Annotated in this window: 15 protein-coding genes; 4 read left to right on the top strand and 11 right to left on the bottom strand. The window is 66.8% G+C overall.

The genetic code is table 11. The annotated features are described in order from the left end of the window. Positions 1 to 34: 34 nt before the first annotated feature. The 3 genes from ACED67_RS19040 to ACED67_RS19030 form a co-directional block, all read right to left on the bottom strand. Positions 35 to 1,474 carry a DUF2793 domain-containing protein gene (locus ACED67_RS19040; RefSeq protein ID WP_395543311.1) on the bottom strand — a complete coding sequence of 480 codons (1,440 nt, stop codon included), beginning with the start codon at positions 1,472 to 1,474 and terminating at the stop codon, positions 35 to 37. An 85-nt stretch (positions 1,475 to 1,559) separates the two neighbouring features. Continuing rightward, positions 1,560 to 2,474, bottom strand: coding sequence for a DMT family transporter (locus ACED67_RS19035; RefSeq protein ID WP_395543310.1), 915 nt, complete (start codon positions 2,472 to 2,474; stop codon positions 1,560 to 1,562). A gap of 21 nt (positions 2,475 to 2,495) precedes the next feature. After that, positions 2,496 to 3,101 carry a LysE/ArgO family amino acid transporter gene (locus ACED67_RS19030; protein WP_395543309.1) on the bottom strand — a complete coding sequence of 202 codons (606 nt, stop codon included), beginning with the start codon at positions 3,099 to 3,101 and terminating at the stop codon, positions 2,496 to 2,498. 140 nt (positions 3,102 to 3,241) lie between these two features. On the opposite strand from ACED67_RS19030, the gene ACED67_RS19025 reads away from it, so the two are divergent. After that, on the top strand, positions 3,242 to 4,132 hold the full coding sequence (locus tag ACED67_RS19025; protein ID WP_395543308.1) for a LysR family transcriptional regulator ArgP: 891 nt from the start codon (positions 3,242 to 3,244) through the stop codon (positions 4,130 to 4,132). 69 nt (positions 4,133 to 4,201) lie between these two features. Here the strand turns inward: ACED67_RS19025 and ACED67_RS19020 are convergent, their stop codons facing one another. From ACED67_RS19020 to ACED67_RS18985, 8 genes are all read right to left on the bottom strand, one after another. After that, positions 4,202 to 5,131, bottom strand: coding sequence for a lysophospholipid acyltransferase family protein (locus ACED67_RS19020; RefSeq protein ID WP_395543307.1), 930 nt, complete (start codon positions 5,129 to 5,131; stop codon positions 4,202 to 4,204). A gap of 104 nt (positions 5,132 to 5,235) precedes the next feature. Continuing rightward, on the bottom strand, positions 5,236 to 6,609 hold the full coding sequence (locus tag ACED67_RS19015; protein ID WP_395543306.1) for a phosphohexomutase domain-containing protein: 1,374 nt from the start codon (positions 6,607 to 6,609) through the stop codon (positions 5,236 to 5,238). A 19-nt stretch (positions 6,610 to 6,628) separates the two neighbouring features. Continuing rightward, positions 6,629 to 7,369, bottom strand: a complete 741-nt coding sequence (locus ACED67_RS19010) for a YebC/PmpR family DNA-binding transcriptional regulator (protein WP_395543305.1) — start codon at positions 7,367 to 7,369, stop codon at positions 6,629 to 6,631. 89 nt (positions 7,370 to 7,458) lie between these two features. Beyond that, on the bottom strand, positions 7,459 to 7,674 hold the full coding sequence (locus tag ACED67_RS19005) for a hypothetical protein (RefSeq protein ID WP_395543304.1): 216 nt from the start codon (positions 7,672 to 7,674) through the stop codon (positions 7,459 to 7,461). Between the two features lie 56 nt (positions 7,675 to 7,730). Beyond that, a complete protein-coding gene (locus ACED67_RS19000; RefSeq protein WP_395543303.1) occupies positions 7,731 to 8,096 on the bottom strand; it encodes a hypothetical protein in 366 nt (121 codons plus the stop codon). Further along, on the bottom strand, positions 8,096 to 9,898 hold the full coding sequence (locus ACED67_RS18995; protein ID WP_395543302.1) for an SLC13 family permease: 1,803 nt from the start codon (positions 9,896 to 9,898) through the stop codon (positions 8,096 to 8,098). The genes ACED67_RS19000 and ACED67_RS18995 overlap by 1 nt, the downstream gene beginning before the upstream one ends. After that, positions 9,886 to 10,818 carry a DMT family transporter gene (locus ACED67_RS18990; protein WP_395543301.1) on the bottom strand — a complete coding sequence of 311 codons (933 nt, stop codon included), beginning with the start codon at positions 10,816 to 10,818 and terminating at the stop codon, positions 9,886 to 9,888. The genes ACED67_RS18995 and ACED67_RS18990 overlap by 13 nt, the downstream gene beginning before the upstream one ends. After that, positions 10,815 to 11,627, bottom strand: coding sequence for a TIGR00282 family metallophosphoesterase (locus tag ACED67_RS18985; RefSeq protein ID WP_395543300.1), 813 nt, complete (start codon positions 11,625 to 11,627; stop codon positions 10,815 to 10,817). The genes ACED67_RS18990 and ACED67_RS18985 overlap by 4 nt, the downstream gene beginning before the upstream one ends. Positions 11,628 to 11,845: 218 nt before the next feature. On the opposite strand from ACED67_RS18985, the gene ACED67_RS18980 reads away from it, so the two are divergent. The 3 genes from ACED67_RS18980 (at position 11,846) to pdeM (ending at position 15,643) form a co-directional block, all read left to right on the top strand. Continuing rightward, on the top strand, positions 11,846 to 14,269 hold the full coding sequence (locus tag ACED67_RS18980) for a ligase-associated DNA damage response DEXH box helicase (protein WP_395543299.1): 2,424 nt from the start codon (positions 11,846 to 11,848) through the stop codon (positions 14,267 to 14,269). A gap of 130 nt (positions 14,270 to 14,399) precedes the next feature. Next, positions 14,400 to 14,933, top strand: a complete 534-nt coding sequence (locus tag ACED67_RS18975) for a cell wall hydrolase (protein WP_395543298.1) — start codon at positions 14,400 to 14,402, stop codon at positions 14,931 to 14,933. Positions 14,934 to 14,995: 62 nt separating this feature from the next. Further along, entirely contained in the window at positions 14,996 to 15,643 is a 648-nt protein-coding gene (gene pdeM, locus ACED67_RS18970) for a ligase-associated DNA damage response endonuclease PdeM (RefSeq protein WP_395543297.1), read from the top strand. The last annotated feature ends 78 nt before the right edge of the window (positions 15,644 to 15,721 follow it).

Here is a 15,721-nt window from a genome sequence, read left to right as displayed (position 1 = left end):
GCGCAGAATGTCAAACCTGCCGGTGCCGCAGGCACTATCCCGCCGCCCGGCGCCAGGCCGCGACAGTGCCGATGCCCATTTCGTAAAGCACGATCAGGTCGCTTGCCGTGGTGGCCGCATTGGTCGCAACGACGCCTGCGCCAAAGGCATCGGCTCCGGTTGTCGGCAGGTTGGTGGTGATGGAAACATCCAGAACCGGCGTTGCATTGGCATTCTCGTAAAGGCGGAACCGCGCGGCAGCGGCGGCGGCATCGACCTCGATGTCGAAGGTATAATGGGCGTTCGCCGTCAGGGTGTAGGTGGTGCCATGGGTCGTACGCACCGAATTGGCCGCCGTCTTGGCGCTGACCTGGTCGGCGACGATCTCGAAATAGGCGCCGTTGTCGCTGTCGGTATTGGTGGTGGCGTTGTGGAAGCCCAGCCGCACCGTGTTCGACGCGGTCGCCCGCCACAGGCATTTGCCCCGGAACTTGCGGCTGGCCACACCGAAATAATCGCTCGCCGCGCTGGTGCAGTAGCGGTAACCGCTGTTCGCCGCGGCGGAGGATCGCAGGAAAACGCCGAAGGGGTTGAGACCATTCAATGCGGCCGTTGGGATAGCGGTGGAATTGGTGCCCGAGGAAATCGCCGTGCCCGCGAACGGGCCCACCGTCGCCGAGGCCGAGCCGAAGCGAGCGACCAACCAGAAATCCGCGGGCCCCAAGGTGCCCCCCGCCCCCAGCGTCACCGTGGCCCCCACCGCCCGAAGCCGGACTTCGCCTGTCGTCGTGTTCAGCCAAACCGTGCCATTGGCGGGGCTGGCCGGATCGCTGACCTGGCCGCCCAGATGCAGCGGCTGCGGCAGGGTGATCTCGCCCGTCGCCGCGGCTGCGGTGAAGGCCGTGTTCCAGGTCGCGCCATCGGCCGAGACCTTGATCGAAAAATCGTTGCTGCCCGCCGTTCCCATCTCGGCCCGGCCCGAGAAGCCCGTCTGGAACAGAAGGCTTGCCGTGTCGCCTGCCGCCGCCTTGTTGATCTTGAGCTGATGTCCTGCCCCAGCATGGTTCAAGAGAACGGCGGGCGAGGTGACCGACAGTCGGTTGGTCGCGTCGGGCGTGGCCGACACGCCCAGTTGCGCGAAGAGCCCCGGCCCCTGCGACGGCGTCACCCAGGCCAACCCGTTGAAGGCTGCGGTGGCGCCTTCGGCCAGGATATGGGCCCTCCAGCCCGGCAGGGGCGCGGTGAATTGCCAGCCGGTTTCTGTCATCACCGCGATCTTGCCGTCTTGCCCCGCCCACTCGACCAAGCCGCCGGGTGCGACGATGTGACGGTCCCCCGGCACGGCCAGCGCGGGGGGCGTGGTCTGGTCGCGGTTGATCACCGCCAGCTGGACCGCCACGTCCAGCATGGCCAGCGCCTCGTTATGAGTGACATGCTTCTGGGCCTGGGCGGCCAGGATCAGGGGCAGGCCCAGGATCGTCGTGTCATCGGGCATGGAAAACCTCCGCGGGATCGCCTTGACCGGCGACCCTAGGCGGGCAGGACTAAGGGAATCTCAGAGGGCCGCGCGCGGCCTGGGCTCAGGGCGCAACGGAAGCCATGGCCTCGGCGGCCCGCCGGCGGCCGCGCCGCGCCTCGATCAGCGTGTTGATGCTGACCGCCGCCACGATCACCCCGCCCCCCGCGATGACCCAGGGATCGATGCCCTCGTCAAAGACCAGAACGCCCAGAAGGCTTGCCCAGATGATCTGCAGGAAGATCACCGGCTGCGTTACTGCCAGCGGCGCGGCCTGAAAGGCGCGCGTCATGGCGTAATGCGCCAGCGTCGCCAGCAGCGCCACCAGCGCCAGCCACAGGATCTGCGTCAGGCTGACGGGCACCCAGACCCAAAGCGCCATCGGCAACAGCCCCAGCGTGACGGAAAAGGACATCATGGCCACCACGACCCCCGCAGGAACGGCAAGGCTCAACCGTTTGGCGCAGATATAGGCGGCGGCAAAGCACAGGGTCGCGGCAAGCTGGGCCATATGGCCCTCGCTGATTTCCCTGAACCCAGGCCGCAGCACCATCACGGCCCCCACGAGCGCCACCCCCGCCACCGCCACCCGCCGCGCCGACAGCCCCTCACCCAGCAGAAGCCCGGCAATGATCAGCACCAGCACCGGATTTAAAAAGCCGATCGCAGACATTTCCGCCACCGGCACCCGCGCCATGGCGTAGAACCAGAACAGCACCGCCGCCACATGCAGCACGCCGCGCAGAAGAAACAGCCGCCAGATCGTCGCCGGATAGGCCGTGCGCAGGATCCCGGGCAGCATCGGCAAGAAAACGAAAACCCCCAGGGCAAAGCGCAGAAAGGCTGATTGCGCGGCTGGTAGATCGGTGCCCAGATGCTTGACGATGCCGTTGACGCCCACGAAGGCCAGCGTGGACAGCACCATCCAGGCGACGCCCTGCGCCGGTCTTCCCAGATCTGTCCCGCCCGTCACCTGCATGAGACGGACATGATCCGCCGCTCAGGAAAAGGCAAGCCCTGCCGCCAGAAGCCACATGGTCGTGCCCACCGCGATCTCGAGCCAGACCCAGGATTGCGGCTTGGCGAAGATCGGGGCCAGAAGCCGCGCGCCAAAGCCAAGGGCCGAAAAGAAGCTGAACGATCCCAGCGCCGCCGCGATATAGAAGGCAAGGCCATGCGGTTTGTACTGCGCCGAGATCGATCCCAGAAGCGCCACCGTGTCCAGCCAGACATGGGGATTGGCCCAGGTCAGCACCAGACAGGTCGCAATTACCCGCCCCAGCGGCACCGCCGCCGCCCCATTGGAGGGCTTCAGCGCCTCGCCGCCTTTGCGGGCTGCGGCAAAGCGCATGGCGCCATAAACGATCAGAAAGACGATCCCGCCCCAGCGCATCGCCTCGCCCAGCCAGGGCACAAAATGCGCGGCCGCGCCAAAACCTGCCACGCCGACACCGATGAGCAATGCATCCGATCCCGCGCAGATCGCAACGACCCAACCGACATGCTCGCGGCGCAAGCCTTGCCTGAGGACGAAAGCATTCTGGGCACCAATGGCCAGGATAAGGCTGAGTGAGGTAAAATAGCCTGCAATTGCCGCTTCAAGCACCACTCACCCCATTCAATATCTGACCAAATCAACTTCCGATTTCGTAGCTGGCAGCGCGGAAATAATCGAGTTAATCGTCTTTCATCCGGTTAAGCTGTGCTTAATTCATCGTTGATTCCATTCGCGCCGGTTCGCCACAAATGCCCGATTCCGCCCAGCTCGCCGCGCTGTCGGCCATCCATCGCCACGGTGCATTCGACCGGGCCGCCGCCGCCTTGCATGTCACACCCTCCGCCATCTCGCAGCGCATCCGCGCTCTGGAGGAAGCGCTTGGCACGCCGGTCCTGCATCGGGGTCCACCCGCCTGCGCCACAGAAGCGGGTCTGCGCCTGATCCGCCATCATGACGAGATCGCGCTGCTCGAACGCGAACTGGCGCAGGACCTGCCCGGGCTGGTCGCCGCCCCGGCGCGGCTTCGCCTCGCAGTCAATGCCGACAGTCTTGCCACCTGGGTGCTGCCGGCGCTGGCCGCAACGCCCGGTTTCCTTTTCGATCTGGTGATCGACGATCAGGATGTCAGTCAGGATTGGCTGCGCAGGGGTGTGGTCTCGGCGGCGATCACCGGACATATGGGCCCGGTCCAGGGCTGCGACACGCTGGAACTGGGTGCCCTGCGCTATCGCGCCACCGCCAGCCCGGATTTCACGGCCCGCTGGTTCGCCCAGGGCGTTACGGCCGAAACGCTGGCGCTGGCCCCCGCCTTGAACTACTCAGAAAAGGACCGTTTGCAGGAACGCTGGGTGGCACGGCAGACCATTGGTGCGCGCCAACCCGTCACCTTGCCCAGCCATCGTCTCGCTTCGACCCAGGGCTTTGTCGAGGCCTGCCTTCTTGGCCTTGGCTGGGGTCTGAACCCCGAGCCTCTGGTAAAACAGGCGGTTGCCGAGGGTCGTCTGGTCGAGATTGCGCCAGATAGCGCGCTGGATGTGCCGCTGTTCTGGCAGTTCACCCGGCTTGCCGCCCCGGCGCTGCGCGATCTCACGGCGGCGATCCGCGCCCAGGCGGCGCAGGTTCTGGTCCCGCCCCGCTAAGCCGTTCGGGGCCGGTCTGCGACCCGGTCCGATCCGATCTTCATTGCAAGGTCGCGCTCTTGCGCTTCATCACCACCGGATGCGCCTGGGAAAGACGAACTCGTCATTCGCCGCTGGACCCTGTCCACCGCTCAGCGCGAAGGTCGCCGCCCGCAAGCGCGCGACGACCCCGCCCTTCTCCTCGCCCTGCATCGACATCGCCTCGCCCACCGCCAGCCGGACCGCGCGGCCCATGCGCCGCGTCGTCTCGCGGAAGATCAGCGCCACGCGCAGCGGATAGGACCAGTGGCTGACCATCTGGAACAGGCGCGAATTCTGTCCGTGGACAAAGACAGGCAGCACCTGCACCCCGGGCCGCAGCGCCAGACGCGACACGAAAGGATGCCAGGCCGCATCGGCCGCCTTGCGCGAGAAGGGCTTCTTTGCGGTGGCTACGCCGCCCGCCGGAAAGATCACGACGACATGGCCCTGATCCAGCCACTCGACCGCCAGCCGCCGGGTCTCGGCGCTGATGCGCCGCGCCTCGGCACCGGCCCCGAAATCGACCGGCAAGAGCACGTCCTTGGCTTCGGTTGGCTGGCACAGCAGGGAATGAACCATCAGCTTCACATCCGGTCGGACCGTCGCGATCAGATGCCCGATCATCAGCCCGTCGACGATGCCGAACGGGTGGTTCGCCACGACCAGAAGCCCGCCTTCGCGCGGCACGCGGGCATAGGAGCCCTCGGTGAATTCAGGCCAGAGATCCAGCTCGCGCACAGCGGCGGTAAAGATCTGCTCCTGCACCACCTGCGGGCGCTGCCGCCAGCTGCGGTACAGCCGCTCAAGCTTGTTGCGGCCCGAGGCGGCTTCGATCAGGCGGATCAGGCGGCGGCGGAAACGCGACTGCCCGTCATGGGCATAGGTGAAGACCACATCGCGCAGCGGCGCAGGCGGTGCCGGCAGCACGGCCAGCGCCTTATCCGTGTCGAACTCTTCCGCCCGCATCATCCCGGTCATGTCACACCCCGCGCGACTCATGCCGCGCCCGTCCGGCGCGGCTGGGGCGAGATATGCCCGCCGCGGATCACAGGAGAATGACGCCCCTGCAACAGGGCGCGGCCTCAGGCCCGCAGGGCCGCCGCCACCGCTGCCAGCGCCTTCTGACCGATCGCTTCAGCGCGATCCGCGCTGTCAGCCTCGGCATAGACACGGAACTCCGGCGCATTGCCCGAGGGGCGCAGGTGCAGCACCTCGCCACTTTGCAGATGCGCGCGCCAGCCGTCGGTGCGGTCGACCGAGGCAACCGGAGCGAGACCCGCAGCCGCCATGAGTGGCGCGGGATCGGCCTCGACACGCGACAGGAATGCCACCGAGACCGAAGACTCGACCCCCTGCAAGCGCAGCGTGGCGGTGAATCGGGCGGGCAATGTTGCGACCAGCCCCGACACCGACAGGCCGCGGGCCCGCGCGGCGGCAAGCGGGGCGAGCAGTGGCAAGAGGCAGTCGCGTGTCATCAGGGGCGCAAGCGGGCCAGTCGGCCCTTCCGCCGCAAAGCCCAGAAGAAATCCGCCATTCGGCTCATAGCCCACGGTTCGGGCGCCCGCCGCCGCCTCCATCGCCGCGATGACATAGGGCGAGCCGATCCGCGTGCGCCGCACCGAAAAGCCACCCATCAGGTCGACGCAGGTATTGGCCGAAACCGTGGTGGCCACCACATCGGCCCGCAGGGCCTGCGCCGTCAGCGCGCCCAGCACATCGCCCGGGACCAGACGGCCCGTCTCATCCGCCAACAGTGGCCGGTCGGCATCGCCATCGGTCGAGACCATCGCATCCAACCCATGCCCCGCGACCCAGCCCCGGAAGGCCTCGCGCCAATGATCCTCGACCGCCTCGGTATCTACTGGCACGAACTGCGCAGACCGGCCCAGCGCCACCGGCACGGCGCCGCACTCGGCCAGAACCTGCATCAACAGATCGCGCGCGACCGAGGAATGCTGCCAGACGCCGATGCGCAGCCCAGCCAAAGTACCGGCAAAGGCCTGCGCATAGCGCGCGGCAAAGGCGGGGGCCGCCGCCGCCCCATCGGACCAACCGCCGCTCTTGCCGCCTGCCGCAGCCCCCAGCCCGGACAGGATCGCCGCTTCCTCGGCCTTGGTGATCTCGCCCGTCGGCGTGTAGAATTTCAGGCCGTTGCGGTCGGCGGGAATATGGCTTCCGGTCACCATCACCGCTGCCGCGCCCGCCGCCATCGCGGCCATGGCCAGCGCGGGTGTGGGCAGCGCGCCGCAATCGGTGACATCCAGCCCCTCGCCCCGCGCCGTGCCCACGACCACTGCCGCCAGATCGGGCGACGAAGCGCGCAGGTCGCGGCCCACGAAGACCGCGCCTCCGGTCGGGCAGGCGCGCAGGAAGGCGCGGACATGGTCCGCCACCAGATCGGCGGTCAGCTCGGTCACCAGACCGCGCAGACCCGATGTTCCGAACTTGGGCGCCATACCCGCCTCCCTGATCCGCTCAAAGTTGGGCGGCCACCGCCTCGGGCACATCGAAATTATGCGTCACGGTCTGCACGTCATCGTCTTCTTCCAGAAGGTCGATCAGCTTCATCAGCTTCTGCGCCGTCTCAAGATCAACCTCGGTGCGGGTCTGCGGACGCCAGACGAGCTTCGACTCGGTCGATTCCCCCAGCGCCTTTTCCAGCGCATCCGAGACGGTCGAGAGGTCCTCGACCTTGCAATAGATCCAGTGGCCGTCCTCGTCGCTTTCAACGTCATCGGCCCCGGCCTCAATCGCCGCCATCATCACGTCATCGGCCGATCCGGCGCCAGCCGGATAGGTGATCTCGCCCACGCGGTCGAAGCCATGGCTAACCGAGCCGGTCTGGCCCATATTGCCACCCGCCTTCGAGAAATAGCTGCGCACGTTACTGGCAGTGCGGTTCATATTGTCGGTCAGGGCTTCGACGATAATGGCGATGCCGCCGGCGCCATAGCCCTCATAGCGGATCTCGTTATAGTCCGCCGCATCGCCCATCTGCGATTTCTTGATTGCGCGGTCGATCACGTCCTTCGGCATGGACTGGGCCTTGGCGGCCTTGACCGCCAGCCGCAGCCGCGGGTTCATGTCGGGATCGGGCATCCCCATCTTGGCCGCGACAGTGATTTCCTTCGACAATTTGGAAAACGCCGCCGAGCGCGCCTTGTCCTGCTTGCCCTTGCGGTGCTGGATGTTCGCCCATTTCGAATGGCCCGCCATGGCCTCGTACTCCGGTCATTTTTCGATGATGGGCTGCCTTACACCGGCCATGGGGGAACTGGCAAGCCCGGCCACCGCGCGGCCTGGGGCTATCGCCCGCGCAGCCGCAGGACGATGGCGAAAATCCACAGCACCACGCCCAGCCCGGCCACCCCGCCCGCAATTTGCCCGATGGTCTTCATCACATCGGCCCGGGTCAGGCCCTCTGCCGGGGTCAGGCCGGTAGTGGCGCCCCAGTAGAACAAGCCCGCCGCCGCCGCGACGGGGATCACCCCTGCCATGAAAAGCCGTGTCGATCTGCGCAAGACTTGGCCCCCCTTGCCCCCACTCCGCTTTCGGCCCCGAGGCCGGTCAGGCGGCCCTATCCCTCAACCGGTGCGGGCGAGGTGAAGACGAAGTCGCTGCCCGCCGGATCGGTGATCACCACCTCTGCCTGCGGCGCCAGCACCCCCTCGGCGCCCAAGGTCAGGAACAGTCCCTCGACCAGTTGCCGCAGGATGTTGGGCTTCTCCTCGACATGCACCGCATAGCCATAGCCCGGCCCGCAATCGCCCATCCGACCGACCGGCGCCTGCGCCCAGTTGACCTTGCACACTGTTCCATCCGTCAGTCGCAGCGACAAAGAGGTCGTGTCCAGCCGCACGCTCTCGGGCTGGACCGGCCCTTGCAGGGCGGCGCAGGCGGCCAAGGGAAGCAGACCAAGGAAGAGTATGGGGGAAACGCGCATCAGTTCACCTGGGGAAGAACGGGGGTCAGCGGCCACATCAACGGGATCAACAGCGACACGACCAGCATGATCAGGATGTTCAGCGGCAGACCGATCCGCACATAATCCGTGAAGCGATAGCCGCCGGGGCCATAGACCATCATATTGGTCTGATAGCCCACCGGCGTCGCAAAGGCCAGCGTGGCCGAGAACATCACCGCCACGGCGAAGGGGCGCGGGTCCAGCGCAAGATTTTCCGCCAGCTTGATCGCAACCGGCGTGTAAAGCACCGCAACGGCGTTGTTCGACAGGAATTCGGTCAGGATCAGACCGATCAGGTAGACGGTCAGGATCAGCAGGAAGGGCGGCAAATGCGCCATATAGGGCGAGGTCGCGTCGACGATCATCTGGACCGCGCCCGATTGCTCCAGCCCCTCTCCCACCGCGATCATCGCGAAAATCATCGCGAGAAGCCGCCCATCGATGAAGGAGAAGGCCTCGTCGCTGTCTACGCAATGGGTGACCAGGATCACGGCAACGGCCAGGAAGGCCAGCAGCATGATCGGCGCCACGTCCAGCGCCGACAACATGACCACCAGCGAAAGCGCGGCTATGGCGATGGGCGCCTTGGCGCGGCGGAAGGGACGAATCGACGGGCGCGAGACATCGACCAGATCCATGTCGGCGGCCAGACGCTGGATATCCTCGACCGCACCTTCCAGCAGCAGCGTGTCGCCGACCCGCACCACCAGATCGTCGAGTTGTCGGCCGATATTCTGATTGCGGCGATGCGCCGCCAGCACATAGACGCCATAGCGCCGCCGCAGGCGCAAATCGCCCAGCCGCTGGCCTTCCATCCGGCAGCCCGGCCCGATCAGAACCTCGACCGTCTCGGTCTTGACCGAAGACAGCTTGTCCACCGTGTGCACATCCTTGCGCTGCTGCAGGCCCAGCAGCTCGGTCATCTCGGTGCGCAGCACCACCCGGTCGCCGGGTTGCAGCCGCACCGGCGCCAGATCGCGCCGAAGACTTGCATCTCCGCGCAGCACGTCGATCAACCGCACACCATCGCGGCGGAACAGGTCGATCTCCTGCGGGGCCTGGCCGATCAGCGGGCTGTCTTCGGGAATGGCGACCTCGGTGAAATACTTCATCCGGCGCCGATCGCTCAGCAGCGTTCCCATCGACTGCCGGTCGGGCAGCAGGCGGCGCGAGAAGATCGCAAGGTAAAGCCCGCCGACCACCGAGACGGCAAGGCCCAGCGGGAAGATCTCGAACAGGCCGAAATGCTCCAGCCCCTTGTCATGCGCCACCCCGTCGACAAGGATGTTGGTCGAGGTGCCGATCAGCGTCATCATGCCCCCGAGAACGGTCATATAGCTGAGCGGGATCAACAGCTTGGACGGCGAGGTGCCGATCCTGACCGCCATCTGCATGACCACCGGGATCATCACGGCAACCAGCGGCGTGTTGTTCATGAAGGCCGAGGCCACCGCGACAAACGTGAACAGCACCGCAATCGTCAGAACGGGCCTTTCCCCGACATGCCGCTCAGCGGTGCCGATCACCATCTCGACCGCGCCGGTCCGCACCAGCCCGCCCATCACAAGGAACATCAGGGCAATGGTCCAGGGCGCCGAGTTCGACAGGATCGACCCCGCCTCCTTGATCGGCAGGATGCCCAGCACCATCATCGTCGCGGCACCGCCGATCGCCGTCACCTCGACGGGCATGGCCTCCAGCACGAACAAGGTGAACATGATGGCCAGGATCAACAAGGCCATCCAGGGCATGGCTTCAGCGGGCAGGGTCAAGCCGAACATTCAAGTCCTTGGTTAGGGTCCCGCGCCCCCGCCGACCGTTTTGCCGGAGAACGCGGCTGAACCAATGCCACACCAAACAACATGATAACAAGCGCCAGCCACAGGATCGGAGAAAACCTTTCCCCCAAAAGCAGCATCGCCCATAAGACGCCCGCTCCGGTGACGACATAACTGGTCTGTGCGGCAAAGACCGCACCCGCCCGCGCCGCCATCCAGACATAGGTGGCATAGAGAAGCGCATGGAGCGCGGACGAGGCGGCAAGCGCAAGTTCCGGTCGACCGACTGGCAAGGGCCAGAAGAACTGGCCCATCGCCAGGGTCACCGGCAGGCACAGCAGCAGCCCCGCGACCGAGGCGCCGAACATCGCCTGCACCGGGTCCATGCCCTCCATGCCATAGCGGGCGACATAGGTGCCCTCCAGCGCGTAGAAAAACGGCCCCACCATGGCCAGCGGCAAGAAGGCAACCATGGCGCGATCCGGCAGGCTCGCCCCGGGCAGGGCGATCATGGCAACGCCGGTCAGACCCAGCACAAGCCCTGCCAGTCGGCGCACCGAAAAGCGCTCGCTGCGCAGGATCAGCGCCAGCGGAAAGGCAATCAGCGGGACGGTCGAAATCAGAATCGACATGATCCCGGCGGGCAAACGGCTGACCGAGACATAGAAGGTGGCATTCGGCACCAGCGTGCCCAGCACCGCCACGACGATATAAAAACGCAGTGCGGCGCGGCGCAGCACCAGCCCACGGCCGCGCGCCAGGCTGATCGTGCCCAGAACCATGACGCAGACCACCAATTGCCAGAAGATCAGCCCGAAAGGCCCATGGCCGGATTGCGTGGCGATCTTGCCCAGAGGCTGGGTCGCGCCCCAACCGATCCCGACCCAGACGAGTATTGCGGGCATCAGCCAGCGGTTGCTCACGGGGCGGCCTCCTGCAAGCGTCCGCCCTGGCGCACCATGGCGACCCGAAGCGCACGACCGGTCTTGTCGTCGGTCTCGACGAAGACGCCTGACAGCGTCGCCGCGCCATTGGCGGGTTCGAAACGCGCCTTCGACATGCCGGTGACAAAGCGGCGCATCGGTTCAAGCTTCTCCATCCCGATCACCGAGTCATAATCGCCGCACATGCCGGCATCGGTCAGATAGGCCGTGCCGCCCGACAGGATCTGTGCATCGCCCGTCGGCACATGGGTATGGGTGCCGACGACAAGGCTCGCCTGCCCGTCGCACCAATGCCCCATGCCCATCTTCTCACTGGTCGCCTCGGCATGGACATCGACGATCGCCGCCGTGACCGCCCGGCCCAAAGGATGCGCCTTCAAGACCGGCTCGATGGCCGAAAAGGGGTCGTCGAAGGGTTGCTTCATGAATACCCGGCCCAGCACCTGCACCACCAGAACCTTGCGCCCGCCCGGCGCATCGAAGACCCGCGCGCCATGCCCCGGCGCGAGTTTGGAATAATTGATCGGCCGCAGGATGCGCGGCTCCTGCTCCAGCAGGGGCACGATGTCCTTCTGGTCGAAGGCATGGTCGCCCAGCGTCACCACATCCGCGCCCGCCGCCAGCAACCCCTTGGCATGGTCCGCCGAAAGACCCATGCCGCCGGTGGCGTTCTCGCCATTGACCACGATGAAATCGAGCCCCCACTCCGCGCGCAATCCGGGCAGCCGGTCCGCCACCGCCGCGCGCCCGGCCCGCCCCATCACATCGCCCAGAAACAAAAGCCGCATCGCATCCGCAGGGCTCCCGCCCGCGCGGCCCCCTGCCCCTTCATCTTGGTCAAAATACTCTGCGGGGGTCCGGGAGTGCAAAATCCCCGAGGACCGGCCACAATCCCCTTCGCCTTAGGCCCCCGCCCCCGCCCCCGCAAGCCCCGCGCCGACGCTTTCCCGCCGCAAATGGCCCATCCCCCTTTGATGCGCGCATCCGCCCGCCTACCTTGGCCCGCATGCAGACCCTGCCCGCCCCGCTCGCCACCTGGATCGCCGCCCGCGGCTGGGCCCTGCATCCGCATCAGACCGAGATGCTGGCGCGGGCCGACGAACCCGCCAGCCTTCTCATCGCGCCCACCGGCGGCGGCAAGACGCTGGCGGGCTTCCTGCCGACCTTGGCCGAACTCGGCGCCTCCCCGCCGCCCGGGCTGCACACCATCTATATCTCACCGCTCAAGGCGCTTGCCGCCGACATCCGTCGCAACCTGCGCACCCCGATCGAGGGCGCCGGCCTGGCGATCCGGGTCGAGGACCGCACCGGCGACACTTCCGCCACCCAGCGCAAACGCCAGCGGGTCGATCCGCCGCATATCCTGCTGACCACGCCCGAAAGCCTGGCACTTCTCCTCAGCTACCCCGACGCACCACGGCTCTTCGCATCGACCCGGCGGGTGATTCTGGACGAGCTGCACGCCCTGGCCGAAACCAAGCGTGGCGACCAGCTCATGCTTCTTCTGTCGCGCCTGCAAAGCCTTGCCCCCGGCCTGCGCCGCGTCGGCCTGTCGGCCACGGTCGAAGACCCGCCCGCATTGGCCCGCTTTCTTTCCTCCGACACCCGCATCCTTCTGGCCGATCCCGGACCCGACCCCGACATCGCGATGCTGGAAACCGCCGAGCCTCCGCCCTGGGCCGGGGGGGGCGGGCGCTATGCCATTCCGGCCATTCTCGCCCAGGTCCGCGCCCACACGACCACGCTGATCTTCCACAACACGCGCGCCCAGGCTGAACTGTTCTTCCGCGATCTGTGGATGGCGAACGAGGATGACCTGCCCATTGGCATCCACCACGGCTCGCTTGCCCGCGAACAGCGCGAACGGGTCGAGCAGGCCATGGCCGAAGGGCGGCTGCGCGCCGTGGTCTGCACCGGCTCGCTCGATCTGGGCATCGACTGGGGCGATGTCGATCTGGTCATCCAAGTCGGCGCGCCCAAGAACGTCAAACGGCTGGTGCAACGCATCGGCCGTGCCAATCACCGCTACAACGCACCCTCCAAGGCGCTGCTGGTACCCGCCAACCGCTTCGAGGTGGTGGAATGTCAGGCCGCGCTGCAAGCGGTGCGCGACCATGACCTTGACGGCGACCCGCGCCCGGACGGGCCGCTCGACGTCCTCTGCCAGCACATTCTGATCACCGCCTGCGCCGGGCCTTTCGCGGCCGACGCGCTTTACGCCGAGGTTGTGACCGCCGGTCCCTATCGCAACCTGACCCGCGCCGGTTTCGATGCCACGCTCGATTTCGTCGCCACCGGCGGCTACGCCCTGCGCGCCTATGACCGCTGGCAGCGGCTGAAACTGTCCGACGGGGTCTGGCACCTGCGCGACCCGCGCGCCGCCGCCCTGATCCGCCAGAACCTTGGCACGATCATCGATACCGAGACGCTGAAGGTCCGCCTGCGCGGCCGCGGCGGCGCGCCTTTGGGAGAGGTCGAGGAATTCTTCGCAGCCTCTCTCACCCCCGGCGATACTTTCCTGATGGGGGGCGAGATCGTGCGCTACGAGGGGCTGGACGAAATGACCGTCGAGGTCAGCCGCGCCCCCGGTCGCCCGCCCAAGGTGGCGGTCTTCGGCGGCACGAAATTCGCCACCTCCACCCAGCTCTCCGACCGCATCCTGCGGATGTTCCAGCAGAGCAGCTGGCCCGAATTGCCCAAGCACACCGCCGACTGGCTGGCGCTTCAGGCCCGGGTCTCGCACCTGCCGGAACCGGGGCGGCTTCTGCTGGAAAGCTTCCCGCATGAGGGGCGCGAGCATCTGTGCATCTATGGCTTTGCCGGACGCAATGCCCAGCAAACGCTGGGCCTTCTGGTCACCAAGACGATGGAAGAGGCAGGCCTCGCGCCCCTTGGCTTTGTCGCCACCGACTATGCCACGCTGATCTGGGGGCTGGAGCCGGTCACCGACCCCGCCCCTCTCTTCGCGCCCGAAACCCTGCGCCACGGTCTCGACACCTGGTTGCAGGGCAATGCCCTGATGAAGCGCAGCTTCCGCAATGTCGCGCTGATTTCGGGGCTGACCCCGCGCAACCATCAGGGCAACCGCAAGACTGCGCGGCAGGCGACCTTCTCCTCCGACATCCTCTACGACACGCTGCGTCGCTATGACCCTGACCACCTGCTGTTGCGGATCACCCGCGACGAGGCGATGCGCGGCCTGATCGACTTCTCCCGAATCGAAGGCCTGCTTGCCCGCACCCATGGCCGCATCGACCTTTTGCGCCTGCCCCGCGTCACGCCGCTGGCGGCGCCGCTGTTCCTGGAACCCGGCAAGGTGCCGATCCATGGCGCCGGGCGCGAAAGGCTAGCCGAAACTGCCGCCCAGGCGCTGATGGAAGCGGCCGGGCTGGCGCAAGACCCTGCGCGGCTGGCCCCCCCGGGCCAATGAGACCCGGAGTCCCTTCGGGTCCTCGGCGGGACAGCGCCGCCCCCCCCCGGCACGCCAACAACAAGGTGAAAGCCAGAGCGTGTTTTCTGCGCTAGACTGCCTGAAAAATATGTCGAGCAGGACAGACCCAATGAAACGCCTCCCCCCGCGCGCCGTCGGCGCCTGCCTTGTCTTGGCGATCCTTGCCGGTTGCGGCCCCCGCCACACGCCGCAGGAATGTATGGAGCGGGCGATGTATTTCGAATCGAACCGCTCAAGCCGCGACGGGATGATCGCGGTCGGCTCGGTGGTGATGAACCGGCTGGAATCGGGGCGCTATGCGCGGGATGTCTGCGGCGTCGTCGGCCAGAGGAATCAATTCGCCCCGGGCGTGATGACCAAGAAGATGAACCTCAGGACCGCGCCATTGATCCCCGAAGCCGCCAGCGCCGTTCTGGCAGGCGAGCGGCACCCGCTGATCGCAGACGCCCAGTTCTTCCATACCGCCAGCTACCGGGCGGGCTACAACAACATGCATTATGTCCTGACCACGGGCGGCAATGCCTTCTACGAAAAGCGCGACCCTGAACTCGTCACCCAAGCCGTGCCCGTGGCTCCGACCGAAGGTCTGACCGGCCCGCGTCTCTCTGCAAGCGCTCCGCCGCCTGCACCCTGGTTGCAATAGGCCTGCGGACGCCCCCTCTTCGGCCCTTGCCAGCGGCGCGGCCTTCGGGGCAGATCGGGCCTATGCACCATGTCCTGACCCTTGGCCCCGAAACGCTGCACGCCCTGCCCTCGGGCGCGCTTTCCTGGCCCGCGCAAAAGGTGCTGGTGGTCTCGGACCTGCATCTGGGCAAATCGCTGCGTCTCGCCCGGCGCGGCGGCGCGCTTCTGCCGCCTTATGAGGGGCAGGCGACGCTGGACCGCCTGTCGGCCGAAATCACGACATTTGCCCCCGCAACCGTGATCTGTCTCGGCGACAGTTTCGACGACCTTGCCGCCGCCGACGAGCTGCCGAAACCGGAGGCGCTGCTTCTGACGGGGATGATGGCCGGACGCGACTGGATCTGGATCGAGGGCAATCACGACCCCGGCCCGCTGACCCTTGGCGGCAGCCACCGGGCCGAGTTGCAGATCGGCGCGCTGAAGTTCCGCCACATCGCCACGCCCGGCGCGCGGCTCGAGATCTCGGGCCATTACCACCCCAAGGCCAGCCTGGCCGGGCGCAGCCGCCCCTGTTTCCTGGCCGATGCAGACCGCATCCTCATGCCCGCCTTCGGCGCCTATACTGGCGGGTTGCGCTGCGACGCGCCGGTGCTGGACGCGCTGATGCAGGCCGGTGCGCTGGCCGTTCTCACCGGCCCGAAAGCGCTGGCGATCCCGATGCGGCTCTAGCCTTCCTTTATGCTGTGAGGCCTTCTGGTTCTGGGAGGTGGTTTGCGCGGCATGCGGCGGTTAGGGTGTTTGCGAGGA

The sequence above is a fragment of the Neotabrizicola paludis genome (assembly GCF_044142105.1).
GTDB lineage: Bacteria > Pseudomonadota > Alphaproteobacteria > Rhodobacterales > Rhodobacteraceae > Pseudogemmobacter.
Note: the sequence above shows the minus strand (reverse complement) of the source record. Positions and strands in the feature narration are given on the sequence as shown.